This window comes from Streptomyces misionensis (genome assembly GCF_007896895.1).
GTDB lineage: Bacteria > Actinomycetota > Actinomycetes > Streptomycetales > Streptomycetaceae > Streptomyces > Streptomyces misionensis_A.
Genome location: NZ_VOGW01000016.1, coordinates 45,493 through 62,001, shown reverse-complemented (window position 1 = coordinate 62,001; position 16,509 = coordinate 45,493). Strand labels below are relative to the sequence as shown.

17 protein-coding genes and 1 tRNA gene are annotated in these 16,509 nt (G+C 71.8%); 6 read left to right on the top strand and 12 right to left on the bottom strand.

Annotated features, from left to right (window positions below):
• The first annotated feature begins 29 nt into the window (after positions 1 to 29).
• Positions 30 to 686 carry an SDR family oxidoreductase gene (locus FRZ03_RS02710; RefSeq protein WP_146463553.1) on the top strand — a complete coding sequence of 219 codons (657 nt, stop codon included), beginning with the start codon at positions 30 to 32 and terminating at the stop codon, positions 684 to 686.
• A 28-nt stretch (positions 687 to 714) separates the two neighbouring features.
• Here the strand turns inward: FRZ03_RS02710 and FRZ03_RS02705 are convergent, their stop codons facing one another.
• A complete protein-coding gene (locus FRZ03_RS02705) occupies positions 715 to 927 on the bottom strand; it encodes a hypothetical protein (protein ID WP_146463552.1) in 213 nt (70 codons plus the stop codon).
• An 18-nt stretch (positions 928 to 945) separates the two neighbouring features.
• Entirely contained in the window at positions 946 to 1,170 is a 225-nt protein-coding gene (locus FRZ03_RS02700; RefSeq protein ID WP_186785225.1) for a hypothetical protein, read from the bottom strand.
• A gap of 152 nt (positions 1,171 to 1,322) precedes the next feature.
• Between FRZ03_RS02700 and FRZ03_RS02695 the strand changes: the two genes are divergently transcribed.
• Positions 1,323 to 3,977: a SpoIIE family protein phosphatase gene (locus FRZ03_RS02695; protein WP_146463551.1), complete on the top strand. Its 2,655-nt coding sequence runs from the start codon at positions 1,323 to 1,325 to the stop codon at positions 3,975 to 3,977.
• 290 nt (positions 3,978 to 4,267) lie between these two features.
• Complete coding sequence (locus tag FRZ03_RS02690) at positions 4,268 to 5,188, top strand: LamG domain-containing protein (RefSeq protein WP_146463550.1); 921 nt, start codon at positions 4,268 to 4,270, stop codon at positions 5,186 to 5,188.
• 326 nt (positions 5,189 to 5,514) lie between these two features.
• On the opposite strand, the gene FRZ03_RS02685 is transcribed toward FRZ03_RS02690, so the two are convergent.
• Positions 5,515 to 5,596: transfer RNA gene (locus FRZ03_RS02685), tRNA-Tyr, on the bottom strand.
• A 223-nt stretch (positions 5,597 to 5,819) separates the two neighbouring features.
• Between FRZ03_RS02685 and FRZ03_RS02680 the strand changes: the two genes are divergently transcribed.
• Positions 5,820 to 6,308, top strand: a complete 489-nt coding sequence (locus FRZ03_RS02680; RefSeq protein ID WP_146463549.1) for a YajQ family cyclic di-GMP-binding protein — start codon at positions 5,820 to 5,822, stop codon at positions 6,306 to 6,308.
• Positions 6,309 to 6,391: 83 nt separating this feature from the next.
• Here FRZ03_RS02680 and FRZ03_RS02675 read toward each other — a convergent pair whose 3' ends face one another.
• Positions 6,392 to 6,658 carry a GlsB/YeaQ/YmgE family stress response membrane protein gene (locus FRZ03_RS02675; RefSeq protein ID WP_146463548.1) on the bottom strand — a complete coding sequence of 89 codons (267 nt, stop codon included), beginning with the start codon at positions 6,656 to 6,658 and terminating at the stop codon, positions 6,392 to 6,394.
• A 260-nt stretch (positions 6,659 to 6,918) separates the two neighbouring features.
• Between FRZ03_RS02675 and FRZ03_RS02670 the strand changes: the two genes are divergently transcribed.
• Positions 6,919 to 7,320 carry a YccF domain-containing protein gene (locus FRZ03_RS02670; RefSeq protein WP_146463547.1) on the top strand — a complete coding sequence of 134 codons (402 nt, stop codon included), beginning with the start codon at positions 6,919 to 6,921 and terminating at the stop codon, positions 7,318 to 7,320.
• 142 nt (positions 7,321 to 7,462) lie between these two features.
• A complete protein-coding gene (locus FRZ03_RS02665) occupies positions 7,463 to 8,017 on the top strand; it encodes a DoxX family membrane protein (protein ID WP_146463546.1) in 555 nt (184 codons plus the stop codon).
• A gap of 15 nt (positions 8,018 to 8,032) precedes the next feature.
• On the opposite strand, the gene htpX is transcribed toward FRZ03_RS02665, so the two are convergent.
• The 8 genes from htpX to FRZ03_RS02625 form a co-directional block, all read right to left on the bottom strand.
• Positions 8,033 to 8,896 (bottom strand): zinc metalloprotease HtpX, encoded by an 864-nt coding sequence (gene htpX / locus FRZ03_RS02660; RefSeq protein ID WP_146463545.1) that lies wholly within the window; start codon positions 8,894 to 8,896, stop codon positions 8,033 to 8,035.
• A 145-nt stretch (positions 8,897 to 9,041) separates the two neighbouring features.
• The gene (locus FRZ03_RS02655; protein ID WP_146463544.1) at positions 9,042 to 10,568 is read right to left on the bottom strand and encodes an NADH-quinone oxidoreductase subunit N; all 1,527 of its coding nucleotides are present in this window, start codon (positions 10,566 to 10,568) and stop codon (positions 9,042 to 9,044) included.
• A complete protein-coding gene (locus FRZ03_RS02650; protein ID WP_146463543.1) occupies positions 10,565 to 12,160 on the bottom strand; it encodes an NADH-quinone oxidoreductase subunit M in 1,596 nt (531 codons plus the stop codon). Before FRZ03_RS02650 ends, FRZ03_RS02655 begins: the two co-directional genes overlap by 4 nt.
• A gap of 6 nt (positions 12,161 to 12,166) precedes the next feature.
• Positions 12,167 to 14,161, bottom strand: coding sequence for an NADH-quinone oxidoreductase subunit 5 family protein (locus FRZ03_RS02645; RefSeq protein ID WP_146463542.1), 1,995 nt, complete (start codon positions 14,159 to 14,161; stop codon positions 12,167 to 12,169).
• Positions 14,158 to 14,532: an NADH-quinone oxidoreductase subunit NuoK gene (gene nuoK, locus FRZ03_RS02640; protein WP_146463541.1), complete on the bottom strand. Its 375-nt coding sequence runs from the start codon at positions 14,530 to 14,532 to the stop codon at positions 14,158 to 14,160. The genes FRZ03_RS02645 and nuoK overlap by 4 nt, the downstream gene beginning before the upstream one ends.
• Entirely contained in the window at positions 14,532 to 15,164 is a 633-nt protein-coding gene (locus FRZ03_RS02635) for an NADH-quinone oxidoreductase subunit J family protein (RefSeq protein WP_146463540.1), read from the bottom strand. Before FRZ03_RS02635 ends, nuoK begins: the two co-directional genes overlap by 1 nt.
• Positions 15,161 to 15,715 (bottom strand): NuoI/complex I 23 kDa subunit family protein, encoded by a 555-nt coding sequence (locus FRZ03_RS02630; protein ID WP_146463539.1) that lies wholly within the window; start codon positions 15,713 to 15,715, stop codon positions 15,161 to 15,163. Before FRZ03_RS02630 ends, FRZ03_RS02635 begins: the two co-directional genes overlap by 4 nt.
• A gap of 2 nt (positions 15,716 to 15,717) precedes the next feature.
• A partial coding sequence (locus FRZ03_RS02625; RefSeq protein WP_146463605.1) for a complex I subunit 1/NuoH family protein occupies positions 15,718 to 16,509 on the bottom strand: 792 nt, incomplete at its 5' end.

Sequence of the window (16,509 nt, the reverse complement as noted above, 5' to 3'; positions counted from 1 at the left end):
CGGGTGACTTCCGGCGTACGGTCGGAAGCATGCGCATTGTCATCGCTGGAGGGCACGGTCAGATCGCGTTGCGGCTGGAGCGGCTGCTCGCCGCGCGGGGAGACGAGGTCGCGGGGATCATCCGCGCGCCGGAACAGGGCGCGGACCTGCGCTCGGCCGGCGCCGAACCGGTGGTGCTCGATCTGGAGTCGGCCTCGGTGGAGGAGGTCGCGGAGCGGCTGCGGGGCGCGGACGCGGCGGTCTTCGCGGCCGGTGCGGGCCCGGGCAGCGGCACGGCCCGCAAGGAGACGGTGGACAAGGGCGCGGCGGTGCTGTTCGCGGACGCGGCCGTGCGCGCGGGCGTACGCCGTTTCATCGTGGTGTCCTCGATGGGCGCGGACCCGGCGCACCAGGGCGACGAGGTCTTCGACGTCTATCTGCGCGCCAAGGGTGAGGCCGACGCCTACGTGGCCCGCCAGAAGGACCTGGACTGGACGATCCTGCGGCCCGGTTCGCTGACCGACGACGCGGGCACCGGCCTGGTCCGGCTGGAGGCGCACACCGGGCGCGGCATGATCCCGCGCGACGACGTGGCGGCCGTTCTCGCGGAGCTGGTGGACACGTCGGCGACGGCCGGTCTGACGCTGGAGCTGACGGGCGGTTCGACGCCGGTGTCGGTCGCGGTGAAGTCGGTGGCCGGCAACTGACGCCGGCGGGCGGCGGACTGACGCGCCGTCAGAACAGCGGCAGCTGACCGGGGAACTCCGGTACGACATGGCCGTCCAACGTCGGCTGCGCCGCCCCGAGTCGGGCCGGCCGCCGGGACCCCTCGCAGGAGACGAGCTGCGCGCTCTCGCGCGCCCCGGGCGGGTCGTGCCGCGCGAAGCGGCCCGCCACGACGGCGATCTCGCGGTGGCACACGGGGCAGGTTCTGCGTCGGGAGGACATACCGCCAGTGTGCCCGGTTCAGGTGCGCGACTCCGCCTCCCAATGCTCGGGGCCCACCCCGCGCCAGTCGATCAACGGGGACTCCGCCACCTGCTCCGGTTCGATCTCCAGCCCCGCCCGGCGCAGGAATTCCACCAGGTCCCGCACGTTGTGCGCGAGCCCGAGGATCTCGCCGTCCACCCGGACCCGGCGACCGCCGGTCGGGGAGGGCAGATGCACGACGATGGGTCGCTTGCCGGCCATGGCTCCAGCATCGTCCGGACGCGGCACCCCCGCACCCGCACCCGGATCACCGGGCGGGCCCGGCCTTCGATAATCGCTCACTCGTTCGATTCTAGTGAATCCTCCGAGCCCCCTCCGAGGGTGGGGTGGATGTTTCTGGGCACCCGGCGGCCATGGGCACCTCCGCGCCACCCGGAGCGCCGTCCCGACGGCTGCCCCCGGCCCCGAAGAGCGCCGCCGTCGCCCGGCATTTCGCGCGATCGGCACTCGGGGAGGTCGCGCCCGGTCTGCGGGCCACCGCCGAACTGCTGGTGGGCGAGCTGGTGACCAATGCGGTGATCCACGCGCGCGGCGAGGTGGAGGTGCGGGTCTGGGCCGCCGAGGGCCGGGTGCACGCGCGGATCAGCGATCCACGGCCGGACCGCGGGCTGGTGCCGCACGACCGCCGTCCGTACGCCGGCACCGGACGGGGCCTGTCCCTGGTGGAGGAGCTGGCGACCAGCTACGGCGTCCACAGCGGGGAGGACCACAAGACGGTCTGGTTCGAACTGTGGCCCGCGCCCCCGGCGCCGCCGACGTCCGCGTGGGAGACCGTGGGGCCCTGCGGCCGGACCGTGACCGTGGCGCTCGACGACGTGCCGTACGCGCTGTACTGGGCGGCGCAGCAGCAGTGGGAGGGGGCGTTGCGCGAACTGCTCCTCGCCCCGGCCGTCGCCGGCCGGGCCGGTGCGCGGCCGAAGGACCTGCTGGCCGCCCAGGAGATGAGCCATGTGATCTCCGCGTGCATGACGGCCGCGGTGAAACGCGAGACGCCCGACACCACCACGCTCTCGCTGGCGGTGACCTTCCCCGCGGACGCCGCTCCGGCCGCGGTGGCCCTGGGGCAGGTGCTCGACCGGGCCGACATGGCGGCACGACGCGGGGACCTGCTCGTCCTTCCGGCCCTCCCGCAGATCCGGGCCTTCCGGCGCTGGCTGCTCTCCCAGATCTCCGGCCAGTTGTCCGGGCGGCAGCCCACGGCGTGGACGCTGGTCACCGGCCCGCCGGGCGCCACCCCCACGAAGCTCGCGCCCTGGGACGCGAGCGAGGTGGAGGCCGCCAACGTGCCGACCATCGCGGCCGACGACGGCAACCGGATCATCGCGGTGAACAACTCCGCGGCGCACCTGCTGGGCTGGTCGCCGCACGACCTCGTCGGGCGGCGACTGACGGCACTGATCCCGGAGCACCTGCGCGAGCGCCATGTGGCGGGCTTCAACTCGCTGCTGCTGACCGGTGAGCCCCGCATCCTGGGCCGCTCGATCCCGCTGCCCGCGCTGCACCGGGAGGGGCACGTGGTTCCCGTCCGCCTGGCCGTCCAGACGCAGGAGGCGATCGACGGGCGCAGCGTGTTCGTCGCCCAGCTCACCACGACGACGGCCGGGCCCGCCCCGCCGTACGCACCGCCGGGCAGCCGGTACGCGACCCGGCCCGCGCCGGGCCCGGTGCACCTGCCGACCGCCACGAGGAAGGCCCGGAGGGTGACCGTCGACCGGGCGGTGTCCGAGTGGCTGCCCCTGTTCGCGGACACCAGCGCCGCCCTGAACAGCACGCCCGACCTGGGCGAACGCATGCGGCGGGTGTGCCATGTGCTGACCCAGTGGCTGGCCGAGTGGTGCGCGGTGGACCTCCTCGACCACGGCGAGGTGGAGCGGGCCTGCATCGTCCACCGCGATCCCCACCTCGTGATCCCAGGAGGCCACCTCGGCCGGCTCCCGCCGATCACCGACACCACCAAGGCTCCGCTGCCCCGGGTGCTGGGTGGCGCGGGTCCGCTGCTGGTGACCGACATCCCGGTGCCCGGCCGCACCGACAACCCCATGGACGCCCGGCAGCTGGAGCTGGTGGCGCAACTGGGCGGGAGCACCGCGGTCATCGCTCCGCTCCGCGGCGACCAGGAGGTCTTCGGCGCGCTGACCCTGGTCCGCGCGGAGGCCGAACCGCCCTTCACCAAGGACGACATCCCCCTGGTCGCGGAACTGGTCCGCGGCATCGCCGTGGGGCTGGACAACGCCCGCCAGCACCAGAACAGCCACGCCAACGCCGAACAGCTCCAGCGCGCCCTGCTGCCGGAGCTTCCCCGTGCCGGCCATCTGGAACTGGTCGCCCGCTACGTCCCCTCCAGCACGACGGCCAAGATCGGCGGGGACTGGTACGACGCCTTCGCCCTGCCCCGCGGCGACATCGTGCTGGTCATCGGCGACGTGTCGGGCCACGACCTCCAGGCCGCCGTGGCCATGAGCACCCTGCGCAACATGCTCCGCGGTCTCGCCGTCGATCATCCCGAACCGCCCGGGGACGTGCTGCGCCGCCTGGACCTCGCGAGTCACACCCTCTCCCCGCGGTCCACCGCCACCTGCGTCTACGCCCTGCTGAAGGATGCTTGCGGCACGGGCCACCTGGATCTGCACCACTCGTCCGCGGGTCACCTGCCGCCCCTGTTGACGACGCGCGAGGGCGACGCCCGCTACCTGGAGTCCGGCAGGGGCCTGCTGATCGGCATGGACCCCGACATCCCGCGCCCGTCCGCGTGCGACCCGCTGCCGCCCCGCTCCACCCTGCTGCTCTTCACCGACGGCCTCGTCGAACGCCGTGGCCAGTCCCTCGACATCGGCCTGAACCATCTGCGCGAGTACGCCGCCACGCTGGCACGGGACTCCCTCGACGTCTTCTGCGACGAACTGATCATCAAGTTCGGCGGCGACGCCACCGACGACATCGCCCTGCTCGCCCTGCGCCCCACGGGCCTCCCCGCGCGACCCCCCGCGGAGCGGGAGCGAGGGGCCTGACCCGTACCGTGCCGGCAGGGGCCACTGGTACGACAGCGCGAAGTTCACCGCCGCGGCGTATGCCGGTCAGGATGTGGAAGAACCCCAGCGCACGCTCGCCCGGCGGGACTCCGACGGAGCCGAAGAAGTGGCGAATGCCCTGCCGATTTCGGTCCCCGCGGAGCAATGATCACTTGTGGTGATCTAGACCTTGTCATGAGTGCCGCTTTACCCTCCTGCATACGATCCGTGAATGGTTGCTCACCGCAGGTCGATTCCTGAGGGAGGGTCCATGGGGGAAAGGATGTGTCATGCCTGTGAGCAGAGGGCTGCGTGCCGCCGGGATGCTGTTGTCCACTGCGGTGGCGCTGAGTGGACTCTCGGCGACCAGCGCGGTGGGGGTTGCCCGCAGCCAGACGCCCATGGTCGACCGTCCGGTATCCGCCGACGAGGTCCGGGCGCGGCCGGTGGTGAAGGGGCGTTGGACGTTCGAAACGGCGTCGGGGTCCCCTCTGGTGACGCCGGATGCGTCCACATCAGGCAATGCAATGACGCTGTACGGCGGAGCACAGATCGGGTCTGGCTGGGTCGACGGCGGCGTCACGCTTGACGGCGTCGATGACTACGGAGTGACGTCCGCGACGCCCGTGGACAGCAGTGCCGGCTTCACCATCAGCGCATGGGCTCAGGCTTCCGCCGTTCCGCAGAAGAGTGTGGCCCTGCTCAGCATGCCCGGTGAGGAGCAGAGTGCGTTCACAGTGCTCTACGTGCCGAGCACCACGCCGGACAAGGACCCTGGGCGGTGGCGGATCGCCATGGCGTCCGAGGACACCCCGGGCGCCACAGTCAGGCAGGTCGAGAACGGGAGGTTCTTCAGCCCCACTGACTGGACGCACGTGGCGCTGGTCTACGACGGCTCCGCCAAACATCTGTCGCTGTATGTGAACGGTGAGCTGGAAGAGGTCCGGTGCGCGGACGACGACGGCGACGGGGTGCAGGACGACCCGACCTGCACGGACAGGTTCTCGTGGGCGGATGACGTGGGGTCGTTCGAGTCGGCCCAGCCGATGCAACTCGGCCGGGCCAAGACGGGGCCGAACATGTGGGGCCAGTACTGGCCCGGCACGGTGTCCGATGTGTGGGCCTTCCAGGGCGCCTTGAGCCCCGCCCAGATCCAGATGCTGTCCGTCGGGATGCCAGGCATGCCCACCGACGTTCCGGGAGGCAACTGACACAGCGCGACAGCCTCCATCGACCGGCCCCGAGCGATCGCCGCATATTCAGCGCCTTGACCGACGGGTGCGATGGAACGAGCCGGAGTGATCAACCTCTCCGCCCGGGGACACCTAGCCAGGTACCCATCGGGTCCTAGGAACGTTCCTAGGATGCGCGCCGCTTGGGGGACGCATGGGGGACACACACTGACTGACGTCGGGATACGAGCGGCACGGGGTGAGACACGGCCGCGCTCCGTCCACGGCGAGGCGAACTCAGCCCGACAACGAGAAACCCCCTCTGATCAAGTCATCGACCTGATCAGAGGGGGTTTCCCTCCGTGTGGCGGCGCCAGGATTCGAACCTGGGAAGGCTGAGCCGGCAGATTTACAGTCTGCTCCCTTTGGCCGCTCGGGCACACCGCCGGGTTTGCTGCCCATCGAACCCGCTTGCGGCGGTGTTCCCCGGCAACGACGTAAACAATACCCGATCCACGGGGGTGCTTCGCCACCCGGTTGATCTCCGCCTCACGGGTCCGGGGGTGGCTAGGCTGGTGCGGATGCGGCCCGGCAGGACGCCGGGCCCGGCGGCCGCCGCCGCACACGCCGGTACGCACGACACGCACCCCGATACAAGGAGCCACAGGACATGGCCGACTCCAGTTTCGACATCGTCTCGAAGGTCGAGCGGCAGGAGGTCGACAACGCCCTCAACCAGACCGCCAAGGAGATCTCCCAGCGCTACGACTTCAAGGGCGTCGGCGCCTCGATCTCGTGGTCCGGGGAGAAGATCCTCCTGGAGGCGAACTCCGAGGACAGGGTGAAGGCGGTCCTCGACGTCTTCCAGTCCAAGCTGATCAAGCGCAACATCTCGCTGAAGGCGCTGGACGCGGGCGAGCCCCAGCTGTCCGGCAAGGAGTACAAGATCTTCGCTACGATCCAGGAGGGCATCTCCCAGGACAACGCCAAGAAGGTGGCGAAGATCATCCGCGACGAGGGCCCCAAGGGCGTCAAGGCCCAGGTCCAGGGCGAGGAGCTGCGGGTCAGCTCCAAGAGCCGCGACGACCTCCAGACCGTGATCGCCCTCCTCAAGGGCAAGGACTTCGACTTCGCGCTGCAGTTCGTGAACTACCGCTAGGAAGAAGGAAGAAGGGTGGGCGTTCCCTTGCGGGAGCCCACCCTTCGGTGCTGCCGGGGGCCGGTCGTCCGGGGCGCGCCGGATCAGTCGCGGGAGTTGCCGAACACCAGGCGGTAGGCGATCAGCAGCACCAGGGAGCCGCCGATGGCCGCGACCCAGGTGGGGCCGTCGAAGAAGCTCTTGCTGATCTCGTGGTGCAGCCAGCGGGAGGAGATCCAGCCGCCGATGAACGCGCCGGCGATGCCGATGACCGTCGTGCCGAGCAGGCCGCCGGGGTCGCGTCCCGGCAGCAGGAACTTGGCTATGGCACCGGCCAACAGCCCCAGAATGATCCAACCGATGATGCTCATACCGCGATCCCTGCCCCTTCGTACCCCGCACGCACTGCGGCCGGCGTGAGATCTCCGTGAAGATCGGCGGCCGGCCGGCGCGCTTTCGTGCCGTCTCGGAAGGGAGGACGCCGGGGGTCCGGGACGCGGTTGCCCGCGGGTTCGTACCGGAATGTTCCCGATCCCGCTACAACGGCGTCGCCGCCCTCCCCCGTACCCCGACCGGCTGATACTTGTGGCAGCAGGCAAGACCGGCGGAGCGACCTGGAGAGGTGCCGATCATGAAGGTGTTCCACCTGCTGCTCAACATCCTGTGGCTGGTGTGCTGCGGCCTGTGGATGGCGATCGGCTATCTGATCGCCGCGCTGATCTGCTTCGTGCTGATCGTCACCATCCCGTTCGGCATCGCCTCGCTGCGCATCGCCGGGTTCGTGCTCTGGCCGTTCGGCCGTACCACCGTGGAGCGGCGGGACGCCGGTGCGGGGTCGGTCGTCGGCAATGTGATCTGGGTGATCTTCGCGGGCTGGTGGCTGGCGCTGGGTCACCTGATCACCAGCATCCCGCTCTTCCTGTCGATCATCGGCATCCCCTTCGGCTGGGCCAATCTGAAGCTCGTCCCGATCTCCCTGATGCCGCTGGGGCGCGAGGTCGTCCCCACGGACCAGGCGTTCGGCGGCCGCTGACCGGGGTGCCGGGGGCGCCGGCCGCTGATCCATGTGCGTCGGCGCCGCCGCTCCGGAATCATCGGTGGGGAGGAAGCGGGGGAACCGGAGCCTGTCCAGGCTTGGGGGAAGCGCACATCCGGCATCCGTACGGAGTCCTCAGATGCCCAGGCACCACACCGAGCAAGCGACCACCGCCACGTCCGCGGCCGGCACGCGGGCCCGACACGAAGGCGTGAGCGCCGCGGACGGGGGGCTGCTGCTCCTCCGGCTGGTCTTCGGGCTGCTGCTCGCCGGGCACGGCGCCCAGAAGCTCTTCGGGCTGTTCGGCGGACAGGGGCTGACCATGACCGGGAAGGGATTCGCGTCCCTGGGCTACCGCCCGGGCAGGCTCTTCGCGGCCATCGGCGGCCTCTCCGAACTCCTGGGCGGCCTCGGGCTCGCCCTGGGGCTGCTCACACCGCTCGCGGCCGCCGCGGTCGTGGGCGTGATGATCAACGCCATGGTGAGCGTGACCGCCGCCCATGGGCTGTGGGCCGACAGTGGCGGGATGGAGTACAACATCTGCATCGCCGCCGTCGCCGTCGCCGTCGCCGCCATCGGCCCCGGCCGACTGGCCCTGGACCACTACCTGCCCTGGGGCAGGGGAGGCTGGCCGCACGCGGCGCTCGCCCTGGGCCTCGGGGGTCTGGGAGCGGCCCTCACACTGGCCCTGTGAGCCCGCGCGGCAGGCTCACAGCCGGCGCCCCGCCATGTTCTCCAGACGGGCGATCCGCTCCGCCATCGGCGGGTGCGTCGAGAACATCCTGGACACGCCCTGCCCGGGGCGGAACGGATTGGCGATCATCATGTGGCTCGCGGTCTCGATCCGGGGCTCGGGCGGCAGCGGCAACTGCTGGGTGCCGGTCTCCAGCTTGCGCAGGGCGCTCGCGAGGGCCAGCGGGTCCCCGGTGAGCTGGGCACCGGACGCGTCCGCCTCGTACTCCCGGGAGCGGCTGATGGCCAGCTGGATCAGCGAGGCGGCGAGCGGGCCCAGGATCATGATCAGCAGCATGCCGACGAGGCCGGGGCCCTCGTCGTCGTCCGAGCGGCCGACCGGGATCAGCCAGGCGAAGTTCACCAGGAACATGATCACCGAGGCGAGCGCGCCGGCCACCGAGGAGATGAGGATGTCCCGGTTGTAGACATGGCTCAGTTCGTGCCCGATGACGCCGCGCAGCTCGCGTTCGTCCAGCAGGCGCAGGATGCCCTCGGTGCAGCACACCGCCGCGTTGCGCGGGTTGCGGCCGGTGGCGAAGGCGTTGGGGGCCTCGGTCGGGGAGATGTACAGCCGGGGCATGGGCTGGCGGGCCTGCGTGGACAGCTCGCGCACCATCCGGTACAGCCCCGGGGCCTCGAACTCGCTCACCGGGCGGGCCCGCATCGCCCGCAGGGCCAGCTTGTCGCTGTTCCAGTACGCGTACGCGTTCGTCCCGAGGGCGACCAGGAGCGCCACGATCAGACCGGTACGCCCGAAGAAGCTGCCGATGACGATGATGAGCGCCGACAGCCCCCCGAGGAGTACTGCGGTCCTGAGCCCGTTGTGCCGGCGGTGCACGGTACGCCCTCCAAGTGGTACAGCAGGGAACCCTTCGGTCCAGTGGACCCTCCCGCTCTGGTCAACGCCAGGCGACGGTGACAAGTTCCCAGGTGGGCAGGGTCACGCCCGGCGGCCGGACGGGTGAAGGGGTTCCCGCGCCCGCTCAGAACAGTCCGGTGGCCGCGAACCGCAGCACCAGCTGGGGCGCCCCCGACAGGGCGACGCCCGCCACCCCGGTGAGGGCGATCGCGGCCGTCAGCGGGGCGGGGACCCGGTGCCGTACCGCCTCGCCCTCGGGGGCGCGGAAGAGCACGGCCGTCCACTGGAGGTAGTAGAAGAGCGCGATCACCACGTTGACGGCCATGACGACCGCGAGCCAGCCCAGGCCCGCGTCGACGGCCGACGAGAACACGGTGACCTTGGCGAACAGTCCGATGACGCCCGGCGGCAGCCCGGCCAGGCAGAGCAGGAAGAAGGCCAGCAGGAGGGCGGTCAGCGGGTTGGTGGCGTACAGGCCCCGGTAGTCGGAGATCCGGTTGGCGGCGCGGCCGCGGCCCACCACGGCGGCCACCGCGAACGCGCCCAGGTTCACGGCGGCGTACATCAGGGCGTACGCGACCGTCGAACCGATCGCCTTCTGCGGGTCCCGGGCGTACCCGGCGGCCGCGATCGGCACCAGGAGGTAGCCGGCCTGGCCGACGGAGGACCAGGCGAGCAGTCGTACGGCGCTGTGGGCGCGGGTGGCCCGCTGGCGCAGCGCGCCGAGGTTGCCGGCCGTCATGGTGAGCGCGGCCAGGACCGCGAGCGCGGGGCCCCACACGTCGGCGTACGAGGGGAACGCGACGACGGTGACGAGGATCAGGCCGGAGAAGCCGACCGCCTTGCCGACGACCGACAGGTAGGCGGCGACCGGCAGCGGCGCGCCCACATAGGTGTCGGGCACCCAGAAGTGGAAGGGCACGGCGGCGGTCTTGAAGGCGAAGCCGATCAGGGTGAGGACGACGCCGGTCTGGGCCAGGGTGTGCAGCTGGCCGCCGGTGTGCGGCAGGCGCTGGGCGACCTGGGTGAGGTAGAGGGAGCCGGTGGAGGCGTAGACGAAGCTGACGCCCATCAGGCTGACCGCGGTCGCGGTGACCGAGGACAGGAAGAACTTCAGGGCGGCCTCGGAGGACCGTTTGTCGCCGTGCCGGATGCCGACCAGGGCGAAGGCGGGCAGCGAGGCGACCTCCAGGGCCACGATCAGGGTGGCCAGGTCGCGGGCCGCGGGCAGCAGGGCGGCGCCGGCCGCGGAGGACAGCAGCAGGAACCAGAACTCCCCGGCGGGCACGCGGCGCCGGTCGTCGTCGACGTTCGTGATCGAGAGCAGGGCCGCGAGCAGGGCGCCGCCGAGGACCAGGAGCTGGACGACGAGGGTGAAGCGGTCGGCGGTGTAGCTGCACGCGCGCGGGGTGCCGGGCAGGCAGAAGGTGGCGCGGTCGCCGCCCAGGAGCGGCAGCAGCATCAGCGCGGCGGCGGCGAGCCCGGCGACCGAGATCCAGCCGAGGACGGCCTTGCGGGCCTCGGGCAGGAACAGGTCGGCGACGAGCACGGCGAGCGCCACCAGGGCGGCGATCAGCGGCGGCGCGACGGCGAGCCAGTCGACGGACTGGACCAGTGAACCGGCGGACTCGGCAAGGGGCTGGGGGCTCATCGGGTGCCTCCTGCGAGGAGCTGGTGCACGGCCGGGTCGGTCAGGCCGAGCAGGGCGCGCGGCCAGAGTCCGGCGACGACGGTGAGGGCGACGAGCGGCGTCCAGGCCGCGAACTCGTAGCCGCGCACGTCGGCGAGCCGGTGGCCGGGGCCGTCGGCGAGTCCGGGGGTCTCCTCGGCGGCGCCCATGCAGACCCGGCGGACCACGATCAGCATGTACGCGGCGGTCAGCAGGGTGCCGAACGCGCCGATCGCCATGAAGGTGAGGAAGGCGGGGCGGCTGAGGCCGGCGGCGGGCGAGAACGCGCCGAACAGGGAGAGCATCTCGCCCCAGAACCCGGCGAGTCCGGGCAGCCCGAGGGAGGCGACGGCGCCGAAGGCGAGCAGTCCGCCGAGGCGCGGGGCCTTGCCGTACAGGGCGAGTCCCGTCTCCTTGGCCAGCGTGTCGAGATCGGTGGTGCCGGTGCGGTCCTTGAGGGCGCCGACCAGGAAGAAGAGCAGGCCGGTGATCAGGCCGTGGGCGATGTTGGCGAACAGGGCGCCGTTGACGCCGGTCGGGGTCATGGTGGCGATGCCGAGGAGGACGAAGCCCATGTGGCCGACGGAGGAGTAGGCGATCAGCCGCTTGAGGTCGCCCTTCGCGCCCCGCCTGGCCAGGGCCAGACAGGCCAGGGACCCGTAGACGATCCCGACGACGGCGAGGGCGGCGAGGTAGGGCGCGAAGGTGCGGAAGCCGTGCGGCGCCACCGGCAGCAGGATCCGCACGAACCCGTACGTGCCCATCTTCAGCAGCACCCCGGCCAGCAGAACCGAGCCGGTGGTCGGGGCGGCAGTGTGGGCGTCGGGCAGCCAGCTGTGCAGCGGCCACATCGGGGTCTTGACCGCGAGCCCGAGGCCGATCGCCAGTACGGCGACGACCTGCACGGACGCGGTCAGCGACCGGCCGTTGTCAGTGGCGAGTGCCACCATGTCGAAGGTGCCGGCCTTGATTCCGATCAGGAGCAGGCCGAGCAGCATGACGACGGAGCCGAGCAGCGTGAACAGGATGAACTTCCACGCGGCCCGGGTCCGCCCCTCGCCGCCCCAGCGGGCGATGAGGAAGTACATCGGGATCAGCACGGTCTCGAACGCGAGGAAGAACAGCAGCAGGTCGAGCACGGAGAAGGTCGCGAGGGTGCCGGTCTCCAGCAGGAGCAGCAGCGCGACGAACGCCTTCGGGGACGGGCCCGTGGGCGGCTTGAAGTAGGAGTACAGCGCGCACAGGAAGGTCAGCAGCGCGGTCAGCACGACGAGGGGGAGGGAGATGCCGTCGATGCCGAGGTGGATCCGCACGTCGAGCGCGGGGATCCAGCTGATGTCGGTCGTGGCCTGCATCCTCGACGGATGGTGGTGGTCGAAGCCGAGCGCGAGGACGACCGCGGCGGCGAGCACCGCACCGGTCACGGTGACGCCGTGGCGCAGCACGGCCTGCTCGGGTGACTTCCCCTTCAGCCCGGGCGGGGCCGGCAGAAGAGCGGCGGCGGCGCCGAGCAGCGGGCCGACGACGACGAATGCCAGAAGGAACTGCATCACGGACTCGTTGATATCGATCACGCCTGCTCACGCTCCCGTGGCGACGAGGACGACGGCGACCGCGAGGACGACGGTGCCGGCGAGCAGCGCGCTCACATAGGTCTGCACATTGCCGGTCTGGGCGCGGCGGACGGCGGCCCCGAGCAGCCGGGGCAGCGCGGCGGCGGCGCCGACGTAGGTGTCCACGACCTCGCGGTCGAGGAACCGGACGAGGCTCGCCCCGGCCCGCACCGGGCGGACGAACAGCGCCGAGTAGACGGCGTCGAGGTGGAAGCCGGCGGCCGCGTGCCGGTGCAGCGGGCCGAGCAGCACTCGCCCGGGGTCCGCCGGGTCGGGGGCGCGGGCGATGTCGCCGTAGGCCGGGGTGTGGGTGGCGATGGCCTCGGCCTCGACCCGTCCGGCGTCGGCCCCCGGATGGGCGGCGACCGCGCCGAGCGGGGTGCTGACCAGGTTCCGGGTGGTGCGCTGCCACACGCCGTAGGTGAGCAGCCCGCCGACCACGGCGAGGCCGGTGCCGAGGACGGAGGTGAGCGCGGTCGGGGTCAGGGTCCGGCCGTCGAACCAGCCGGGCAGCGTCCGGTAGGCGAGTCCGCCGAAGGCCAGGGAGGGGATCGCGAGGACCCACAGCACCACGGTCATGGTCAGCGGCTGGCGGCCGTGGTCGGGGGCCTCGGCGCCCCGGCCGTGGAAGGCCAGCAGCCACAGCCGGGTGGCGTAGGCGGCGGTCAGTACGGCCGTGACCAGTCCGGCGACGAGGACCAGCAGGCCGGCCGCGCCGGGCACGTGCGCGGTGTGGCCGCCGGCCGCGTGCTCGGCGGCGCCGAGGACGGACTCCTTGGAGAAGAAGCCGCTGAACGGCGGGATCGCGGCGAGCGCGAGCAGTGCCACGGTCATCGTCCAGTAGGCGTCCGGTACGCGGTCGCGCAGTCCGCGCATGCGGGACAGGGCGGCCAGCGAGTTGGTGCCGGCGGCGTGGATGACCACACCGGCGGCGAGGAACAGCAGCGCCTTGAAGGCGCCGTGGGACAGGAGGTGGAAGACGGCGGCGCCGCGGTCGCCGACGGCGAGCGCGCCGGTCATGTAGCCGAGCTGGCCGACGGTCGAGTAGGCGAGGACCCGTTTGATGTCGTCCTGGGCGAGGGCGGCGAGTCCCGAACCGGTCATGGTGACGGCGGCCATCACGGCCAGCACCAGCATCGCGGCCCCGGAAGCCTCGAACACCGGGAGGAGGCGGGCGACGAAGTAGACACCGGCGGCGACCATCGTCGCGGCGTGGATCAGCGCGGAGACCGGCGTCGGGCCCGCCATGGCGTCCGGCAGCCAGGTGTGCAGCGGGAACTGCGCCGACTTGCCCGCCACGCCCGCGAGCAGCAGCAGGGCGACGACGGTCGGGTGGTGCAGGCCACCGCTCGCGACGGTGCCGAGGACGCGGGTGACGCGGAACGAGCCGGCGTCGGTGGCGAGCGCGAACAGGCCGATCAGGAACGGCACGTCGCCGAGCTTGGTGACCAGGAACGCCTTGAGGGAGGCGGCGCGGGCCTCGGGGGTCTCCCAGTAGTGGCCGACCAGGAAGTAGGAGCAGATGCCCATGACCTCCCAGCCGACCAGCAGCACGATCAGGTCGCCGGAGTAGACGACGAGCAGCATCGCGGAGGTGAACAGGGAGACGAGGGCGGCGTACGAGGGGTAGCGCGGGTCGTCGCGGAGATAGCCCGTGGAGTAGATCTGCACGCAGGACGCGACGAAGGCGACCAGGATCGCGACGAGCGCGGCGAAGCCGTCGATGTGCAGGGCCAGCTCGACCGGGACCGAGCCGGTGGGGGTCAGCTCCGTGTGGGCGTCCACGGCCGGGCCGCCGCCTTGGCGTACGGCGACCAGCGCGGCCAGCACCAGCGAGGCCAGCGGGGGCAGTACGGCGAGCGGGCGGACGAAACCGGGCGCGGTGCGGCCGAGCAGCAGCCCGGCCGCGGCGCCGAGGAACGGCAGCAGGGGGACGAGTACGGCGAGGGTGGTCGTGGTCACGCGGTGGCCTCGGTCTTCTCTGCCGCGGCGGGACCCGGCTCCGCGCCGTCGGGGCGCTCGGCGGTGTCGCGGAGCTTGTCGATGTCGGAGGTGCCGCGGTTGCGGTACACGGCGAGCACGATCGCCAGGCCGATGCCGATCTCGGCGGCGGCGATGGCGATGGTGAACAGGGTCAGCGCCTGGCCGGAGTGCAGGGTGTCGCGGGCGGCGCGGCTGAGCCAGACGTCGAAGGCGACGAGGTTGAGGTTGACGGCGTTGAGCATCAGCTCGACCGACATCAGGACCAGGATCGCGTTGCGCCGGGCGAGGACGCCGTACAGGCCGGTGCAGAACAGGAGGGCGGAGAGTACGGCGGGGTAGACGAGGTGCATCAGCGGGCGCTGTCCTTCCCGGCGGGGGCGGGGGCCGGCGCCCCGTCGGCGGCTGTCGTGCCGCCGGCGCCCGCTCGGTCGTCGGCCTTGGCCTTGCGGGACAGGACGATGGCGCCGACCAGGGCGGCGAGGAGCAGCACGGACAGCGCCTCGAAGGGCAGCACCCAGTACCGGAACAGGCTGGCTCCGGTGACATGGGTGGCGCCGGCGGCCGGTCCGCTCAGGTCCATCCAGGTCGTGCGGAAGGCGTCGACGACCACCCACACCAGGGCGACGGCGGCGGCGAGGGCGACGGCGAGGGCGGCCCGGCGGTTGCCGGAGTCGGCGTCCGGGGAGCGGCCGATGGGCGCCCTGGTGAGCATCAGCCCGAACAGCAGGAGGACGACGACGGAGCCGACGTAGATCAGGACCTGCACCCAGGCGATGAACTCGGCCGTGAGCAGCAGGTACTCCACGGCGAGTCCGCCGAGCGCGACCACCAGCCACAGGGCGGCGTGCACCAGTTGCCGGGTGGTGACGGTGATCAGCGCGGCGCCGAAGGTGACCAGGCCGACCAGGAGGAAGGCGATCTCGACGCCGGTCGGGGAGAGGAAGCCGTGCGGGGCCGCGGCGAGCGCCAGGGCGGGATTCATGCGTCGCCCTCCTCGGACTCGGCCTTCCGCGCGGCGGCCAGCTTGTCGGCGGTCTTGCGGGCGGCGGCGATCTCCTTCGGCTCCTCCGCGCCCGGGTCGAGGGCGGGTGGCGCCGGGACGGTCCACATCCACTCGCGGAGCTTGTCGCGCTCGTGGGTGAGGTCGCGGATGTCGGTCTCGGCGTACTCGAACTCCGGGGACCAGAACAGCGCGTCGAAGGGGCAGACCTCGATGCAGATACCGCAGTACATGCACAGCGAGAAGTCGATGGCGAACCGGTCGAGGACGTTGCGGCTGCGCTCACGGCCGCCGGGGGCGGCGGGCGGGACGGTCTCCTTGTGGGAGTCGATGTAGATGCACCAGTCGGGGCACTCGCGGGCGCAGAGCATGCAGACCGTGCAGTTCTCCTCGAACAGCCCGATCACGCCCCGGGTGCGGGGCGGGAGTTCGGGCAGGGCGTCCGGGTACTGCTCGGTGCCGTGCTTCCTCGTCATCGTGCGCAGGGTGACGGCCAGGCCCTTGGCGAGCCCGGAACCGGGAAGGGGAGCCATGGTTAGCTGATCACCACCTTGACGATGCCGGTGAGGGCGATCTGGACGAGGGAGAGGGGCACGAGGAGGGTCCAGGACAGCTTCTGGAGCTGGTCCTCGCGCAGCCGCGGGTAGGTGACGCGCAGCCAGATGACGACGAAGGCGAGGATCGCGGTCTTCAGCAGGGTCCAGACCCAGCCGAGTCCGCCGTCGCCCCAGGGGCCGTGCCAGCCGCCCAGGAAGAGAACGGTGGTCAGGCCGCACAGCACCACGATGCCGGCGTACTCGGCGAGCAGGAACAGGGCGAAGCGCAGGCCGGTGTACTCGGTGTACGCGCCGAAGATGATCTCCGAGTCGGCGACGGGCATGTCGAACGGCGGGCGTTGCAGCTCGGCGAGTCCGGCGACGAAGAAGACGACCGCGCCGATGATCTGCCAGGGCAGCCACCACCAGTGGAAGGCGTGCAGGATGCCGTGCAGGGAGACCGTGCCGGCCGCCATCGCGACGGAGGCCGCGGCGAGCAGCATCGGCAGTTCGTAGGCGAGCAGCTGGGCGGCGGTGCGCAGGCCGCCGAGCAGGGAGAACTTGTTGGCGCTGGCCCAGCCCGCCATGAGCGAGCCGAGCACGCCGACGCCCATCACCGCGAGCGCGAAGAACACGCCGGCGTCCAGGGCCTGGCCGACGGCGCCCTCGCCCGGGCCGATGGGGATGACGAGCAGCACGAGCAGGTACGGCAGCAGGGCCACGGCGGGCGCGAGCTGGAAGACGCGGCGGTCGGCGTCCGCCGGCACCACGTCCTCCTTCTGCGCGAACTT

What these genes read in the sequence shown, in the direction of transcription:
- FRZ03_RS02690 (WP_146463550.1), top strand. Translation starts at nt 4,268, where the DNA reads ATGCCTGTGAGCAGAGGGCTGCGTGCCGCCGGGATGCTGTTGTCCACT.
- FRZ03_RS02655 (WP_146463544.1), bottom strand. Translation starts at nt 10,568, where the DNA reads ATGAGCCCCCAGCCCCTTGCCGAGTCCGCCGGTTCACTGGTCCAGTCC.
- FRZ03_RS02705 (WP_146463552.1), bottom strand. Translation starts at nt 927, where the DNA reads ATGTCCTCCCGACGCAGAACCTGCCCCGTGTGCCACCGCGAGATCGCC.
- nuoK (WP_146463541.1), bottom strand. Translation starts at nt 14,532, where the DNA reads ATGCACCTCGTCTACCCCGCCGTACTCTCCGCCCTCCTGTTCTGCACC.
- FRZ03_RS02635 (WP_146463540.1), bottom strand. Translation starts at nt 15,164, where the DNA reads ATGAATCCCGCCCTGGCGCTCGCCGCGGCCCCGCACGGCTTCCTCTCC.
- FRZ03_RS02630 (WP_146463539.1), bottom strand. Translation starts at nt 15,715, where the DNA reads ATGGCTCCCCTTCCCGGTTCCGGGCTCGCCAAGGGCCTGGCCGTCACC.
- FRZ03_RS02665 (WP_146463546.1), top strand. Translation starts at nt 7,463, where the DNA reads ATGCCCAGGCACCACACCGAGCAAGCGACCACCGCCACGTCCGCGGCC.
- FRZ03_RS02700 (WP_186785225.1), bottom strand. Translation starts at nt 1,170, where the DNA reads ATGGCCGGCAAGCGACCCATCGTCGTGCATCTGCCCTCCCCGACCGGC.
- FRZ03_RS02675 (WP_146463548.1), bottom strand. Translation starts at nt 6,658, where the DNA reads ATGAGCATCATCGGTTGGATCATTCTGGGGCTGTTGGCCGGTGCCATA.
- FRZ03_RS02680 (WP_146463549.1), top strand. Translation starts at nt 5,820, where the DNA reads ATGGCCGACTCCAGTTTCGACATCGTCTCGAAGGTCGAGCGGCAGGAG.
- FRZ03_RS02695 (WP_146463551.1), top strand. Translation starts at nt 1,323, where the DNA reads ATGGGCACCTCCGCGCCACCCGGAGCGCCGTCCCGACGGCTGCCCCCG.
- FRZ03_RS02710 (WP_146463553.1), top strand. Translation starts at nt 30, where the DNA reads ATGCGCATTGTCATCGCTGGAGGGCACGGTCAGATCGCGTTGCGGCTG.
- FRZ03_RS02670 (WP_146463547.1), top strand. Translation starts at nt 6,919, where the DNA reads ATGAAGGTGTTCCACCTGCTGCTCAACATCCTGTGGCTGGTGTGCTGC.